This is a genomic window from Nocardia sp. NPDC057663 (assembly GCF_042799895.1).
Lineage (GTDB): Bacteria > Actinomycetota > Actinomycetes > Mycobacteriales > Mycobacteriaceae > Nocardia.
Genome location: NZ_JBHVHX010000002.1, coordinates 510297 through 523849, shown reverse-complemented (window position 1 = coordinate 523849; position 13553 = coordinate 510297). Strand labels below are relative to the sequence as shown.

Below are 13553 nucleotides of genomic sequence, written 5' to 3'. Positions count from 1 at the left end.
GCGGGAGCGCTCAGCGCGGGCAGACGCCGCCGCGCAGCTCCGGCAGATGCCGGCCCAGCAGCAGCGCCAGCCGGTCCAGCAGGGCGGTGGTGTCGTCGAAGGTGCCCGAATCCGCTTGTGCGGCAAGGGCGACCGCGAGGTGACCGCTGCCGACCGGCACCAGCCCGAACTGGCGCACTGTGTACACCCCGGTGTCGTCGTCGGGACCCCAGCCGCCCTTGAACTCGGTGTTGTCGAGCAGGCCCAGACCCCAGCCCTGATCGGGCGTGATCTCGCCCATCAGCTGGGTCACGATCTCGGAATGCGGCAGGCACGGCAGCCGCGACGCGAACCGGACCTGGTTGGCCAGCGACCATTCGGTGCCGCCGAAGGAGTTGTAGTCGAGTTGGGTTCGCAGGCTCTCCTTGCCGGGGCTGGAGATGTCACCGGCCTCGTCGAGCACCTGCTGCACGGCCTCGGCAGCTTCCTCCCCGTCGCCCAGCGATTCCCACAGCCCGTAGGCGGCGTCGTTGTCCGACACCGTGATCGCGGCCTGCACCATTTCGAAGATCGACTGGTCCTGATCGTGGCGCAGCGCGGCGACGGCCAGCGGCACCTTGATCGTCGACCAGGCGATGCCGGTGGTCCAGTCGCCGTAGATCGTCATCCGGCCGCCGCCGACCGGCATCAGCGCCATGCCGACCTGCCCAGGCAGCTGCGACTGCAACTGGGTGAACTCCGCGGCCAGCGAGTCGGGCAGCATGATGGACAGGCCTGGGTGCCAGGCGTCCTCGCTGTTCACGGTCACCGTGGGGGCGCTGACGGCCGCCTGGGTGCCCGGCATGGCACACGCGGCCGCGGACAGTGCGGCCGATGCCAGCACCACACTGTGCAGCAGCCCGCGCAAGGCAGCCGCCTTTCCGGTCGACTTCACCACCGAATCCTCCCCACCACCCACTGCGCGTCGGCGCCCTGCTTCGGCGGTGCAAACTTCTCGTCGAGCGCGCCCGGACAATACCGGACGACAGATAGCAAGTTTCACCGATTTTCGGCGAGAATTCGAATGACGGTGGTCACGCGGCTGTGCGGGTGCCATGCTGGTCCGCCACAGGCGCCGGAAGGGGGTCGCAGTGCTCGATATCGGTGAGGTGTTCGCCGGGTTCACTGTCGAGCGGATGCTCGGCCAAGGCGGCATGGGAACCGTGTATCTGGCGCGGCATCCGCGGCTGGATCGGCTGACCGCGCTCAAGCTGCTCAACCGCGATCTGTTCGCCGACGAACGCATTCGCGCGCGGTTCGAACGCGAAGCCGATCTCGCGGCCGGGCTCGACCATCCCGGCATCGTCACCGTCTTCGACCGTGGCACCGAGGGCGAACAGCTGTGGATCAGCATGCAGTACGTCGACGGGATCGACGCCGCGACCGTCGACCCGATGACGCTGCCCCCCGAGCGGGCCGTGCAGATCATCGAAGGGGTCGCCGACGCGCTGGATTACGCGCACGGCAGGGGAGTGCTGCACCGCGACGTGAAGCCGGCCAACATCCTGCTGGCCCGATCCAGCGGCGGCCAGGGCGAGCGGGTCTTCCTCACCGACTTCGGCATCGCCCGCCTGCGCGCCGACTCCACCCACCTCACCCAGCAGGGCATGTTCACCGCGACGCTGGCCTACGCGTCCCCCGAGCAGATGACCGGCGCCGAACTCGACCACCGCTCCGACCAGTACTCCCTGGCCTGCGCCCTGTACTGGCTGTTCACCGGCGTCGCCCCCTTCGACTCACCCGACCCCAACGAGATCATCCGCGGCACCCTCTACCTCAACCCCCCGCCCCTGGCCCTGCGCCGCCAAGGCCTCCCGCCCGCCCTCGACGCCGTCCTCGCCGCCGCCATGGCGAAACACCCCGGCTCCCGGTTCGATTCGTGCGCCGCCTTCGCCAAGGCCGCCCGCAAGGCCCTCACCTCCAACACCCCACCCGCCCTGCCCCACCCGGCGGCCTACTATCCGCCCGCCCAACAACCCGTCCCGGCCGCCTTTCCGCACCCGGCCCAGCCCCCGGCCATGCCTGCATCCGGCTACGCGGGAAACCCTGCCCCGCCGATCCAGCCTGTGCCACAGGGCAATTGGCACCCAGCCCAACCCCCACCCGCCCCGGCGGCGCCCGTTGCCGCCCAGCACGCCCCCGCTGCACCACCGTTCGCCCCCCAGCCGGCGCCACCTGCCCAGCCAGGCCCGCATCCACCTCACGGACAGCAGTCGCCGATGGGTCTGCAGCCGAGTGCGCAGCCGCAGCTGTCCCCGCAATCTGGTGCGCCGGCGCCGGCCTCGCGGCAACCCCACGTGGAGGCTGCGACCCAGCAGCCACCGGGTGCGCAGCAGGCGATGGGTCAGCAGCCTGCGGCGGTAGCGCAGGCCGACGCTCAGCGGCCCGCTGTAGACGCCGATTCTCGTTCGGGGTCCGGTGCCGGTGGTGACGTCGTGTCAGGCTCTGGCTCGCCGGAGCCTCGAGCGCAGCCTGCGTTCGGCAGCGTCGCAAGGAATCCCGCGGGCGACACCGATACGGCGCATCGGCCCGGCGGTGGCACCGAGGTATCCGATTCGGCAGCAACCGATGTCGTGCCGTTCGCGGAATCCGGGCGGTTGGATGCGGCGAACGCGAGTGCCTCGACTGACGTGACGCCGATCGCGGCACCAAGCGGGCCTGACGATTCGGGCCGATCATCCAGCGCTGCTGCCGATTCCGGGCTCGGGGGCCCTGTGCCTTCATCGGGTTCGCCCGGCGCCGCTGGGGGATTCACGGAGGCCGTAGGAGGTCCGGGAGCAGGTTCAGGCAGCAGTACCGGCGGGGTGGCCTCCGGGGGTGGGGCGGTCGGTGCGCCTGATTCGGCGGACAAGCCGTTCGAGATGGGTGGTGTCGAAGTGCCGGCCACCGCGTCGCCGGGATCGGCCTCCGGGGCCGCGCAGGGCCCAGTGCCCGCCGGTGCACCGGTGCGCGGTGGGCACGCGCCGGAGTCGGCCATGCCGGGAGCGGTCGCTGGACCGGGTATCCCGCCGAACCCTGGTGCTGTGCCTGCTGGTCCGCCGATGGGACCGCAGGGGATGGGGCGGGGGCCGTGGGTCGGTCCGCGGCGGCCTGTGCCGCGACGGATGTCCAGGCTGCATCGGCTGGGGTGGGTGTTGCTGGTGGCGCTCATCGGGGCGCTGGTGGCTCTGCTGGTGGCCTTGCTGGTTGTCGTGTTGCCCGACGGTGATGATGACGACCGAGCCGCCGATGGGGCGCCGCCGGTGCCGTCGAGTTCGGTGACGGCGGTGGGGGATTCGTTCGCGGCGAGCCGGCGGGTATTTCCCACGCTGGTTCCGCAGGGGACAGCGGCTGAGGGTCCGGGGTATCGCGGGGCGAGGTGTGCCGCGGTGCGTGGTGTGAGTGAGCTCGAGTGGAAAGTGCCCGCACTGCAGTGGAATCCGATCATCGCGGGCTGGCAGTGCGAGCGGACCGACAACCATGCCGGGTCCGTGAGCTACTTGGTGCTGGAGTATCCGACTGCGGCGCAGGCGCGTTCGGTGGTGGAGGCGATGCCTGCGGCGGTGAAGTACCCGGGGGACAAGGACGGGGTGCCGTTCTCGTTGCGCCGCTGGGTGGTTCCCGACCCGGCGAGTATTCGCATGCACACCGCGCACCAGGTCATCAGCTTCCCCGGCGACCCGACCCGCGCGAACTACCTCATCGCGGTGAGTCGCCGGGGGAGCAGCGGCGCGGGTGGAGCGCCACGGCCCTCCGCCCAGGACGAAGTGATCGCCTGGTGGGAGGAAGTGCCACTGTGACGCAGCGGGGACAGTGAAAAGTTCACTGCCCCAGCGTCACAGGGGCTCGCACCGCACCATGCGATGACTACCGTCGCAGCGTCGGCGAACCCGCGCTGACGCTGCGACGGCTGACTTCAGTCCACGGCCAGCGCCGCCACGATCGGCATCCGGGCGGCCCGCAGCGCGGGCGGGATCGATCCGAGCAGCGCCAGGCCCAGGGCGATCACACCGTAGACGACCAGCAGCGGACTCGGCTGGTAGACGATGTCGATGGTCATCGCGTGCCCGATCGCGACGGTGCCCAGATACTGCACCGCCGCACCGATCACGAGTCCGATGGCCGCGCCGATGAATCCGATACCGGCCGCCTCGGCCAGCACCGAGCGCAGCAGGAACTTGCGGTTGGTGCCCATGGCCCGCAGTACGCCCAGTTCCCTGCGCCGCTCCAGCACTGACAGCATCAGCGTGTTGAGCAGCGCCACCGTCGCCACCAAAACCACGATCCACAGGATCATGTTGCTCATCGCCGCACCCTGCTGCACGCTCGACGAGATCGCCTGCACCATGGCGGCGCCGGTGTCGACATGGATCTCCTGCGGCACCGCGGCGCGCACGGCGGCGCGCACCGCCTCCGGGTCGGCACCGGGCGCGAACTGCACCGACAGGATCGTCTCGCCGGGCCGCTGATACCACTCGCGCATCTGATCCAGATTCATCATCACCACGCCGGACACCGCGGTGAAGTACGGAATCACCTGCAACACAGGCACAGTGCGTTCACCGGACGGCGTCGGCATGGTGAGCTCGTCGCCCACCGCGAGATGCATCGAGCGCGCCACGTCCCGGGTCACGACGACGCCTTCCCCGCGCTCCATCTGTTCGATCACGGCCTTGTCGACCGCGCCGAGCCGGGCATCGTCGTTGCGAGCCGGATAACCCTGCAGCATCACCCGTCCGCTGCCGACGGTCGCGAACGCCATCTGCGCGGGCCGCACCTGCGCGACGCCGGGCACCGCGGCGACCCGCTCGGCCAGGTCCGGCGGCAGCACCGGCCCGGTCGGGAACTGTTCCACCGGACTGGGACTCACATACAGGTCGGCGTCGCCGAGGCTCTCGAACGACTCGGTCGCGGAGTCGACCATATTGCCCGAGGCCCCACCGAGCGCGACGACGGCCGCCACGCCGATCATCACCGTCATCGCCGTCGCCCAGACGCGGCGCGGCGCCCGTTCCAGGGTCGTCGCGCCCAGTGCGCCCGGCGCGCCGAACCAGCGGGCGATCCCCGCGGCGCCGCGCACGATCGGCTTGGTCGCGGCGAAGCACAGCAGCACCGACGCCGCGAACGAGGCCGAGATCGCGCCGAGCGAGACCCGCCCGAGATCGAGGAATGCCAGCGTGACGGCCGCCGCGACGAAGCCGATGCCACCGGCCAGCGCCGACCAGCGCAGGACGGCACTGTCGGCAGCCGAGTGACCGGCCTCCACGGGCACGAGCGCCTCGACCGGTGCGACCTTGTACACCTGCCGCGCCGCGATCGCCGCCGCCAGCACGGTAGCCAGCACGCAGGCCGCGATCGCCACGGGCACAGCGTAATCCGGCACCATGAACTCGGTCCGCGCCTCCACCGACTGCACGATCGCCGCGGGCAGGCGCCCGATCGCGACCTTGCCCATCACCGCACCGATCGCCGACCCGATGACACCGCCGATCAGCCCGAGCAACGCCGCTTCGACCAGCAGATCGCGGACCATCGGACCACGCTGCCCGCCGATCGCGCGCAGCAGCGACAGCGTCGGCCTGCGCTGCGTCACCGCCATGCTCATCGCGTTGTAGATCAGGAACGCCGACACCATCAGCGCCGCCGCCGAGGACATCAGCGTGGAATAGCGCATGATCTGGATGGCCCCGCCCGCCTGCGCGGTCCGCAGACTGGGTTCGGCGACCACCGCGCGCCCGTCGACCACCGTGGTCAGCGCGGCCCGCAGGGCGGTCACGTCGGTGCCGGGGGTGGCGAGGATCTGCACCGAGTCCAGCTTGCCGACCCGGTCGGTGAGCAGCTGGGCCAGCGGCAGCGGCGCGGCGACCAGGTGACCGCCGTTGAGCCGGTTGGCCGCCTCGTCGTCGAGGACGCCCGCGACCGTCGCGGTGCCCCACCCGATAGGGATGCTGTCGCCTTCCTTGTAGCCCATCGCCGCGCCGACCAGCACGCCCTTCGGCGTGGTGAGCAGCTTGGTGGTGTGCTGCGACATCGGTCCGGCCAGATCGCTGCCGAGCGCGGCGATGTTCGCGTCGGCGCCGACCAGCATGGCCCGGTCGGGGCCGGCGCCGAGGGTGCTGCGCAGCATCGGCACGGCCTTGGCGACACCGGGTGTCGCGGCGATCGTGGTCAGCAGCGACTGTTCGAAACCGGCGTCGGTGATGCCGGTGATCTCGAGGACGGCGTCGCCCGCCAGGCCCTGGGTGAGCCGGTCGACCGACCCCGTGACCGACCCGGAGATGCTCAGCACGGCGACCAGCAGCGCGGCCGAAACCGCCATCACCGCCGTCGACATGATCGTGCGGCCGGGATGGCGGATCAGTTCGCCGATGTTGAACAGCCGCAACCGATCCCACATGGCCGCGATCATGCGTCCACCCGCGCCGCCACGATGTCGTCGGCATCGATGCGGCCGTCGTGCAGCGCGATCACCCGGTCGCAGTGGGCGACCGCGCCCATGTCGTGGGTCACCATCACCACCGAATTGCCCTGTGCGGTGATCTCTCCCAGCAGCGCGAGGATCGACGCACCGGTCTTGGAATCGAGGTTGCCGGTGGGTTCGTCGGCCAGGATCAGCGGCGGATCCATGATCAGCGCGCGCGCCACCGCGACGCGCTGCATCTGCCCGCCGGACAGTTCCGCGGGCCGGTGCTGGGCGCGGTCACCGAGGCCGACCAGGTCGAGCAGTTCCAGCGCCCGCGGTTTGGCCTTGCGTAATCCGGTGCCGTCCAGCAGCTTCGGCACCGCCACGTTCTCCCACGCCGACAGGGTGGGCAGCAGGTTGAAGAACTGGAAGACGAAACCGACCTGCTGCAACCGGAAGGCGGCCTGGGCGTCCTCGTCGAGATCGCCGATCTCGGTGCCACGGAAGCGAATCGAGCCCTCGTCGGGACGGTCCAGTGCGCCGAGCAGATGCAGCAGGGTGCTCTTGCCCGAGCCGGAAGGCCCGATGATCGAGGTGAACTGGCCTGCCTCGATCCGCATGCTCACCTCGTCGAGCGCGCGGACCTGCTGTTCGCCGACGCGGTACTGCTTGACCACCCGCGCCAGCTCCAGCATCGGCGGTTGCGGCGAATCGTTGTCCGGCATGTCATGTCCCCCAAGGGTTTTTGGTTGGCAGGATGTCAGCGAGCAAAGGCGCGAGTACGGGTAGTCTGCACGGTCGCCGCTCGCGCGTCGAGAACGGCGCGCAGCGCGGGCTGCTCGGCAGCCAGTTCCAGATACGCCTCGACGGTCGTGTGTCCTTCTATCTCGGCTTGCTCGAGTTTTGCACGCAAATGGTTGTTCCAGCGGTAGGACAGGGCTTGCAGCAGTCCGTCGATCCCGCCGAAGAGCCGGTCGATCCCGGGGAGGCCGGCGAACAAGCCGGAATCGTTCGGGTCGATCGCTGCCCTGGCGAGCACGGTCTGCACGATAGCAGTGCGCTGATGCTGATCGGTCCAGGTCATGGGCTTCACCTTCCGTGAGCGGTGACCATGACGCTACGGAGATCGAGGGGCCGAATCGTCGTGCCGGGGACCCGACTTCTTCTCCTACCCGGGTAGGAGGCCGGTACCGTTCGCGGGACGATGACGGGCCGTGGGCACGGCGGCTAGCCTTACCCCATGGAGGTGAGTCACGCCATCCCCGCGAGTATGGCGGGCCGGACGAGTCGCTGGCGGCGGCTCGCGGACCGGCCGCGGGCGGGGATGCGGTGGCTGCTCGATACCGTGCGCGAGCGCATCGAGTCGTTGCCCTACGACTACCCGCCTGCGGTGATCATCGGCGCCGACGTGGCGCTGCTGGTGATCACCGGTGCTGCCGTGATCCAGCGGCATTCCTACTTCCCGAGTCCGCTACCGCTGATCGCGATGGCCACCGCCTTCCTGCCGATCCCGCTGTTCGCGATCTTCGGAGTGAAGCCGCACCCGGTGCTGTTGAAAGGGTCGGCGCTGCTGTCGTGCGCGTTGTTCCTGTTGCAGCCGGTCAACGCCGATTTCGCACCGTTCGTGCTGGTGATCGTCGCCGGTGAGGTGGCCGCGGTCGCGTCACGCGGGCTCACCATCGGGTTCGCGCTGCTCGCGATCCTCGAGTTGGTCGCCTTCGACCTCGCGGGCCACGTGCAGTGGGGCAATGAGGGACAGCGTTTGCAGGGGCTGCCGATGTATGTCATGGGCATCATGCTCGGCGTCTTCTGCGGGGTGATGCTGCAGTACCAGCGCCGTTTCCTGTATCAGGAACGGGAGAACCAGGCCATTCGCGCCGGTCAGGCCGCCGACGAGGAACGGCGCCGGATCGCGCGCGAGGTGCACGACGTGATCGCGCACTCCCTGTCGATCACCCTGCTGCACCTGACCGCGGCCCGGCGCGCGCTGCAGACCGACGACGACGTCACCGAGGCGGTGGAGGCGCTCGTCGACGCCGAACGCCTCGGCAGGCAGGCGATGGCCGACATCCGCCGCACCGTCGGCATGCTCGACACCAGCCCCGCGCTGCTGGCACCCGAGCCCAGCGCCGCCGATATCGACGAACTCGTCGGCGACTACCGGCGCGCCGGGCTCACGGTCGAATACGCCCGCACCGGCGACCTGGCCGTCGTCGCGGGCACCGTCGGGCACGCGCTGTACCGGATCGGGCAGGAATCGCTGGCCAACGTCGCCAAGCACGCACCCGGCAATGCGGCGACGGTGCAGCTCGATGTCAGCACCGAGGCGGCCACGCTGGTGGTGACCAATCCGCTGCCGCTCGGCCCGCCCCCGCGGCACGACATCGGCATGGGGCTGCGCGGCATGCGCAAGCGCACCGAACTGCTCGGCGGGTCGATCACCGCGGGCGCCGCCGACGACGGGTGGACGGTGCGCGCGAGGTTCCCGCTCAAATCCGGCGCGTGCTCGACCATCACGGCGCTGCTGCCCGGCATGCTCAAGACCAAACCCCAGGAGGACATGTGACGGCCGTCGCGCCGATCGAGAACCCGGTGTCGGTGCTCGTCGTGGACGATCAGGAACTCGTCCGCGGCGGTCTGCGCCGGATCCTGCGCCGCCGCGACGGCTTCACCGTCAGCGAATGCGCCGACGGTGACGAGGTGGTGGCCGCCGTCGCCGCCGACCGTCCCGACGTGGTGCTGATGGACTTGCGGATGAAGCGGGTCGGCGGCATCGATGCGACGCGGTTGCTGCGCGCTCGCCCCGACGCTCCGCCGGTGCTCGTCCTCACCACCTTCGACGACGACCAGTTGCTGTCGGGCGCGCTGCGCGCGGGCGCGGCCGGGTTCCTGCTCAAGGACTCACCCGCCGAGGACCTCATCCGCGCGGTGCGCACGGTGGCCGCGGGCGGTGCCTGGCTCGACCCCTCGGTGACCGGCCGGGTGCTCACCGCCTACCGGACCGTCAAACCGGCCGGGACCCGCACCGATCACCGGCTCGGCGAACTCACCGCACGCGAGTACGAAGTGCTCGAATTGATCGGCCGAGGCCGGGTCAACAGCGAGATCGCCGCCGAACTCGGTATCTCCGAAGTCACCGTGAAAAGCCACGTAGGGCATATATTCGGCAAGCTGGACCTGCGTGATCGAGCCGCCGCGATCGTGTTCGCGTTTGACCACGGCGTGGTGGCACCGGGAGAATCCTCCTTCTGACGAGCAGGTCTTCGGGCATGCGAGAAGTGGGAGGCGGACGCTGGTGCAGGCACCTGGGTCACGGACGGGGAGCAGGTTCGGTCCGTACGAGTTGCGGTCGATGCTGGGCAAGGGCGGGATGGGCGAGGTCTACGAGGCCTACGACACCGGCAAGGACCGGGTGGTCGCCCTGAAGTTGCTGGCGGAGGAACTCGCGCAGGACCCCAGCTATCAGGTCCGGTTCCGCCGGGAGTCCCAGGCGGCGGCCAAACTCGCCGAGCCGCACATCATCCCGATTCACGACTGGGGCGTGATCGACGGGGTGCTGTTCATCGACATGCGCCTGGTCCCCGGCACCGATCTGCGGAACGTGCTGCGTGCCGGTGGGCCGATGAGCCCCGATCGCGCGGTCGCGGTGGTCGAGCAGATCGCCGCCGCACTCGATGCCGCGCACGCGGGCGGTCTGGTGCATCGCGATGTGAAGCCGGCCAACATCCTGGTGACGCCCGCCGACTTCGCCTACCTCGCCGACTTCGGCATCGCCCATACCGAGGGCGACAGCGCGGTGACCCAGGCCGGGATGGCCATGGGCTCCTACATCTATATGGCGCCGGAACGGTTCGACGTCGGCCCGATCTCGCACCGCGCCGACGTCTATTCGCTGGCCTGCGTCCTGCACGAATGCCTCACCGGAGCCTCGCCGTTCCCCGCGGCCAGCATGAGTGTGCTGATCCGCGCGCATCTGTCGGAGACGCCGCCGCGTCCCAGCGAGGTCCTGCCCGGCCTGCCCTCGACCCTCGACGAGGTCATCGCCCGCGGCATGGCCAAGGATCCGGCCGATCGGTACGCGAGCGCGGGTGCGCTCGCGGTGGCGGCCAGGGAAGCACTGGCCGCGGCAATACAGGGTGGCGCGCCGATGCGGGCGCCCGGCTTCCCGCAGCCCGGTGGGCAGGGTCCCGTCGGTGCATTCGGTCCCGCGGGTGCCCCGGCCGGTGCGGCATTCGGTGCCGCGGGCGCGGCGTTCGGCGCCGTGACCGGTGCCCACCCGGTGCCGTCCGGTCCGGTACCGGGACGTGACACATCCGGCGGATTCGCTGGTGGTGTCGCTGCCCAGAATGTGCCGCCAGGCGCGACGACTGGTGGACGCAGTGTCCCCGGTGGCGCGCCAACCGGTGCCACCACGGGTGGCCGCAACGTTCCTGGTGGAGCGCCTGCGGGTGCGACGACCGGCGGGCGCAACGTCTCCGGTGGGGACCCTGCGGGTGCGACGACCGGTGGACGGGCTGTTCCCGGTGCGCCGGGGGAAGATGCCGCGGAGCCCGCGCCCACGCCGACCGGTGAGTTCCGTGTCGTCGGGGCGGTGACCGCGACCGGCGGCATCGAGACCTCACGCAGCCAGACGAGCGCGACCGGTGCCCAGCCGACATTGATCATCCGTCCGCCCGCCGCCGCGCCGGGTCCGGCCGAGACCACCGGCTTCCACCGCGTCCCGGTCGAGGGCACCGGCGAGATCTCCATCCCCGCGGTGATCCAGCCGACCGGCCCCGCCGAGATCCGCGCCGCCGACACCCATTTCACCCCCCTCCCACCGGCGGACGCCACGCCCACAGTCGTCGCGCCCGCGCCCCCGCCTGCCTACACCCCGGACCAGGGCCTCCCGAAGATGCGCCCGTTCCCCGACGCGCATCTCTTCGACGGCTCCCAGCCCGGCGAAACCTCCGCGCCGATCCCGACCCCGGCCCCACCTTTCCCCGCACCCACCGGCTTCGCCCCGCCCGCTGACGCAGGCAGACAGGCCCCCGCACCTCGCCTCGACGTCCCGTCAGGCCCGGTCTCGCACCGTGCCGCCCCCACCCAACGCTTCTCCGGCGATCCCCAAGCCCCCGCCGCCCCGAACCCCCGCTTCGCCCCCACCCAGCAGTTCGGCGGACCGCCCCCGGATCAGGACGCCCGATTCGGTTCTGCGGCAGACCGATTCGATGATGGTCCCGCCGACCTGTTCGCACCGCCGACCGAGCAGTACGGCGGCCGTCCGGGTCCGGCCGACGATCCGCAGCGATTCGACGGCGCGAACCCGGATGCCCGATTCGGTTCTGCGGCAGACCGATTCGGCGACGGTCCGATCGACTTGTTCGCGCCGCCGACCGAGCAGTACGGCGGGCGTCCGGGACCGGCCGACGATCCGCAGCGATTCGCGGCGACGCGGCACTTCAGCGCGCCGGAAGGCGAGTTCGGGCCGCCCACCGAGCAGTACGAACCGGGGGCCGTCGATGCGCAGCGGTCGGCCGCGACGCAGCACTTCGGTGGTGGGGTGGACGGTCGGTTCGGGCCTGCGACCGAGCAATACGACCCGGTGGGTATCGATGCGCAGCGATCGGCGCCGACCCAGCACTACCAGAGCACGCCGCCCGGAGCCGACCGATTCGCGGCGTCGACGGAGCAGTACGACGACCTGGATCCGCAACGGGCGCAGGCGACTCGGCAGTACCGGGGCGGTGCTGCGGCGTTCCCCGCGCATCAGGCCCCGACGGACGACCCGGCGCGGGCGGCCGCGACGAGGCAGTACGCCGGACCCGCGCAGGACGCCTACGCGCAGCAGTACGACGATCCGAACAGTGCCTACGGCGACCACGCCTACCGCGACCCGGCAGACCCCTACGGTCCCGATCCCGGCTACACCCCGGAACAGTCCTGGCAGCAACAGAATTCGCGACGCGAGCGTTCGATGCTCCTGCCGATACTTGTCGGTGTCCTCGCCGTCGTCGTGCTGGCCATCGGTGGCGCGATCGGCTGGCGCCTGATGTCGGCCGCGGATTCGGCGGTGACCACGGCTGCCGCGCCGAGTTCGGTCGCCGCTGCCGGTGGTGCCGGGGGTGCCGCCGCGACCACGGCACCCCGCGCGACGACCGCGGCCCCGACCACCTCGGCGGGTCCGGTGACCCTGCCCGCCGGCGCGCAGCCTTGCGAATCCGGCAGCGCCAGTGGCGCTTTCGGCAAGGTGGCGGTGGGCAGCACGGTCACCAGCTGTGGCTTCGCGGAAGCGGTCAGGGCCGCCTACGCGAGCGGTGGCTCGGGTACCGGCTCCCGGTCGGTGGTGGCGACGAGCCCGGTGACCGGTCGCACCTACACGATGGACTGCACGCCGGAGGGCAAGCTCGTCACCTGCACCGGTGGCGAGAACGCCGTGGTGTACGTCTACTGATCCACGAACCGGCCGCGGCCTCGAACGAGACCGCGGCCGGGACTTCGGGTCTGGTTCAGCCCGCGGACGACGCCACCGCCACCACGGTGTCACCCAGCCGGGTGATCGTGGCCGGGTCGCTCCACGAGCCGGTGATTGACACGCCGTCGGCCACCACCTCGGCGCCCGCCTTGCGCAACCGATCGGCCATGTTCTGGTTGACGACCTCACCGGGCCCCGCCGTGATCACCGCGACGGGCTTGCCCTCGACCGTCGGCGCCGGTCCTGACCCGGAATGCGCCAGCCAGGCGAGCACGCTCTCGGCCAGCGGCGACACCTCCGTGCCCTCGTCCGCGAACAGCAGCACACCGTCGGCCTCCAGCGTCGATCGGCGCAACTGGTTGGCGATCAACGGACGCCCGTCCTCGGTGTCGAGGTCGGCGCTGTAGGCGGGCAGCGTGTCGAGTTCGGCCAGTGTCACCACGTCGACGTTGTTGCCGACCGCGACCCGCTGCGCCTCGGCCGCCAGCTGCGCCGCCGTGGAACTCTCGCTGGGTTCGGCGACCAGTGCGAGGAGATACGACATCAGCGCTACCTCGCCTGCCGGACGATCTTCTGGGCCGCGACCCCGGTCGGGTCGAGATCGACGTGCAGGATCCGGGCGGTCTCGCTGTCCATCGCGACGACGAACAGCGTCCCTGCCATGGTCTTTCGCGTATGCGTGTGCACAGTGGTCTCCTC

The 13553-nt window shown here is 70.7% G+C and carries 10 protein-coding genes; 4 read left to right on the top strand and 6 right to left on the bottom strand.

The features are described 5' to 3' along the window. Positions 1–10: 10 nt before the first annotated feature. Positions 11–913, bottom strand: a complete 903-nt coding sequence (locus ACFVAV_RS07070; RefSeq protein WP_379031247.1) for a hypothetical protein — start codon at positions 911–913, stop codon at positions 11–13. A 196-nt stretch (positions 914–1109) separates the two neighbouring features. On the opposite strand from ACFVAV_RS07070, the gene ACFVAV_RS07065 reads away from it, so the two are divergent. Then, positions 1110–3797: a protein kinase gene (locus tag ACFVAV_RS07065; RefSeq protein ID WP_379031244.1), complete on the top strand. Its 2688-nt coding sequence runs from the start codon at positions 1110–1112 to the stop codon at positions 3795–3797. 116 nt (positions 3798–3913) lie between these two features. Here the strand turns inward: ACFVAV_RS07065 and ACFVAV_RS07060 are convergent, their stop codons facing one another. From ACFVAV_RS07060 to ACFVAV_RS07050, 3 genes are read right to left on the bottom strand one after another with little or no spacing between them, the layout of a single operon-like run. Next, entirely contained in the window at positions 3914–6406 is a 2493-nt protein-coding gene (locus ACFVAV_RS07060) for an FtsX-like permease family protein (protein WP_379031240.1), read from the bottom strand. Then, positions 6403–7125 carry an ABC transporter ATP-binding protein gene (locus ACFVAV_RS07055; RefSeq protein WP_379031237.1) on the bottom strand — a complete coding sequence of 241 codons (723 nt, stop codon included), beginning with the start codon at positions 7123–7125 and terminating at the stop codon, positions 6403–6405. The genes ACFVAV_RS07060 and ACFVAV_RS07055 overlap by 4 nt, the downstream gene beginning before the upstream one ends. Before the next feature lie 35 nt (positions 7126–7160). Beyond that, the gene (locus ACFVAV_RS07050; RefSeq protein WP_379031234.1) at positions 7161–7484 is read right to left on the bottom strand and encodes a hypothetical protein; all 324 of its coding nucleotides are present in this window, start codon (positions 7482–7484) and stop codon (positions 7161–7163) included. 156 nt (positions 7485–7640) lie between these two features. Here ACFVAV_RS07050 and ACFVAV_RS07045 point away from each other — a divergent pair, with 156 nt between their 5' ends. The 3 genes from ACFVAV_RS07045 to ACFVAV_RS07035 all read left to right on the top strand — a co-directional run bounded on the left by ACFVAV_RS07045 (position 7641) and on the right by ACFVAV_RS07035 (position 12833). Beyond that, positions 7641–8966, top strand: a complete 1326-nt coding sequence (locus ACFVAV_RS07045) for a sensor histidine kinase (protein WP_379031231.1) — start codon at positions 7641–7643, stop codon at positions 8964–8966. Positions 8967–8998: 32 nt separating this feature from the next. Continuing rightward, positions 8999–9652 (top strand): response regulator, encoded by a 654-nt coding sequence (locus tag ACFVAV_RS07040; RefSeq protein WP_379031825.1) that lies wholly within the window; start codon positions 8999–9001, stop codon positions 9650–9652. A 100-nt stretch (positions 9653–9752) separates the two neighbouring features. Continuing rightward, positions 9753–12833 (top strand): protein kinase, encoded by a 3081-nt coding sequence (locus ACFVAV_RS07035; RefSeq protein WP_379031228.1) that lies wholly within the window; start codon positions 9753–9755, stop codon positions 12831–12833. A gap of 55 nt (positions 12834–12888) precedes the next feature. Here the strand turns inward: ACFVAV_RS07035 and ACFVAV_RS07030 are convergent, their stop codons facing one another. Both ACFVAV_RS07030 and ACFVAV_RS07025 read right to left on the bottom strand, forming a co-directional pair. Further along, positions 12889–13398, bottom strand: a complete 510-nt coding sequence (locus tag ACFVAV_RS07030; RefSeq protein ID WP_379031224.1) for an NADPH-dependent FMN reductase — start codon at positions 13396–13398, stop codon at positions 12889–12891. 5 nt (positions 13399–13403) lie between these two features. Beyond that, positions 13404–13541 (bottom strand): hypothetical protein, encoded by a 138-nt coding sequence (locus ACFVAV_RS07025; protein ID WP_379031221.1) that lies wholly within the window; start codon positions 13539–13541, stop codon positions 13404–13406. Positions 13542–13553 lie beyond the last annotated feature (12 nt).

Bases quoted from the DNA above. Each gene is read 5' to 3' on its own strand.
- ACFVAV_RS07060 (WP_379031240.1), bottom strand. From the start codon at position 6,406: ATGATCGCGGCCATGTGGGATCGGTTGCGGCTGTTCAACATCGGCGAA.
- ACFVAV_RS07055 (WP_379031237.1), bottom strand. From the start codon at position 7,125: ATGCCGGACAACGATTCGCCGCAACCGCCGATGCTGGAGCTGGCGCGG.
- ACFVAV_RS07050 (WP_379031234.1), bottom strand. From the start codon at position 7,484: ATGACCTGGACCGATCAGCATCAGCGCACTGCTATCGTGCAGACCGTG.
- ACFVAV_RS07045 (WP_379031231.1), top strand. From the start codon at position 7,641: ATGGAGGTGAGTCACGCCATCCCCGCGAGTATGGCGGGCCGGACGAGT.
- ACFVAV_RS07035 (WP_379031228.1), top strand. From the start codon at position 9,753: ATGCTGGGCAAGGGCGGGATGGGCGAGGTCTACGAGGCCTACGACACC.
- ACFVAV_RS07030 (WP_379031224.1), bottom strand. From the start codon at position 13,398: ATGTCGTATCTCCTCGCACTGGTCGCCGAACCCAGCGAGAGTTCCACG.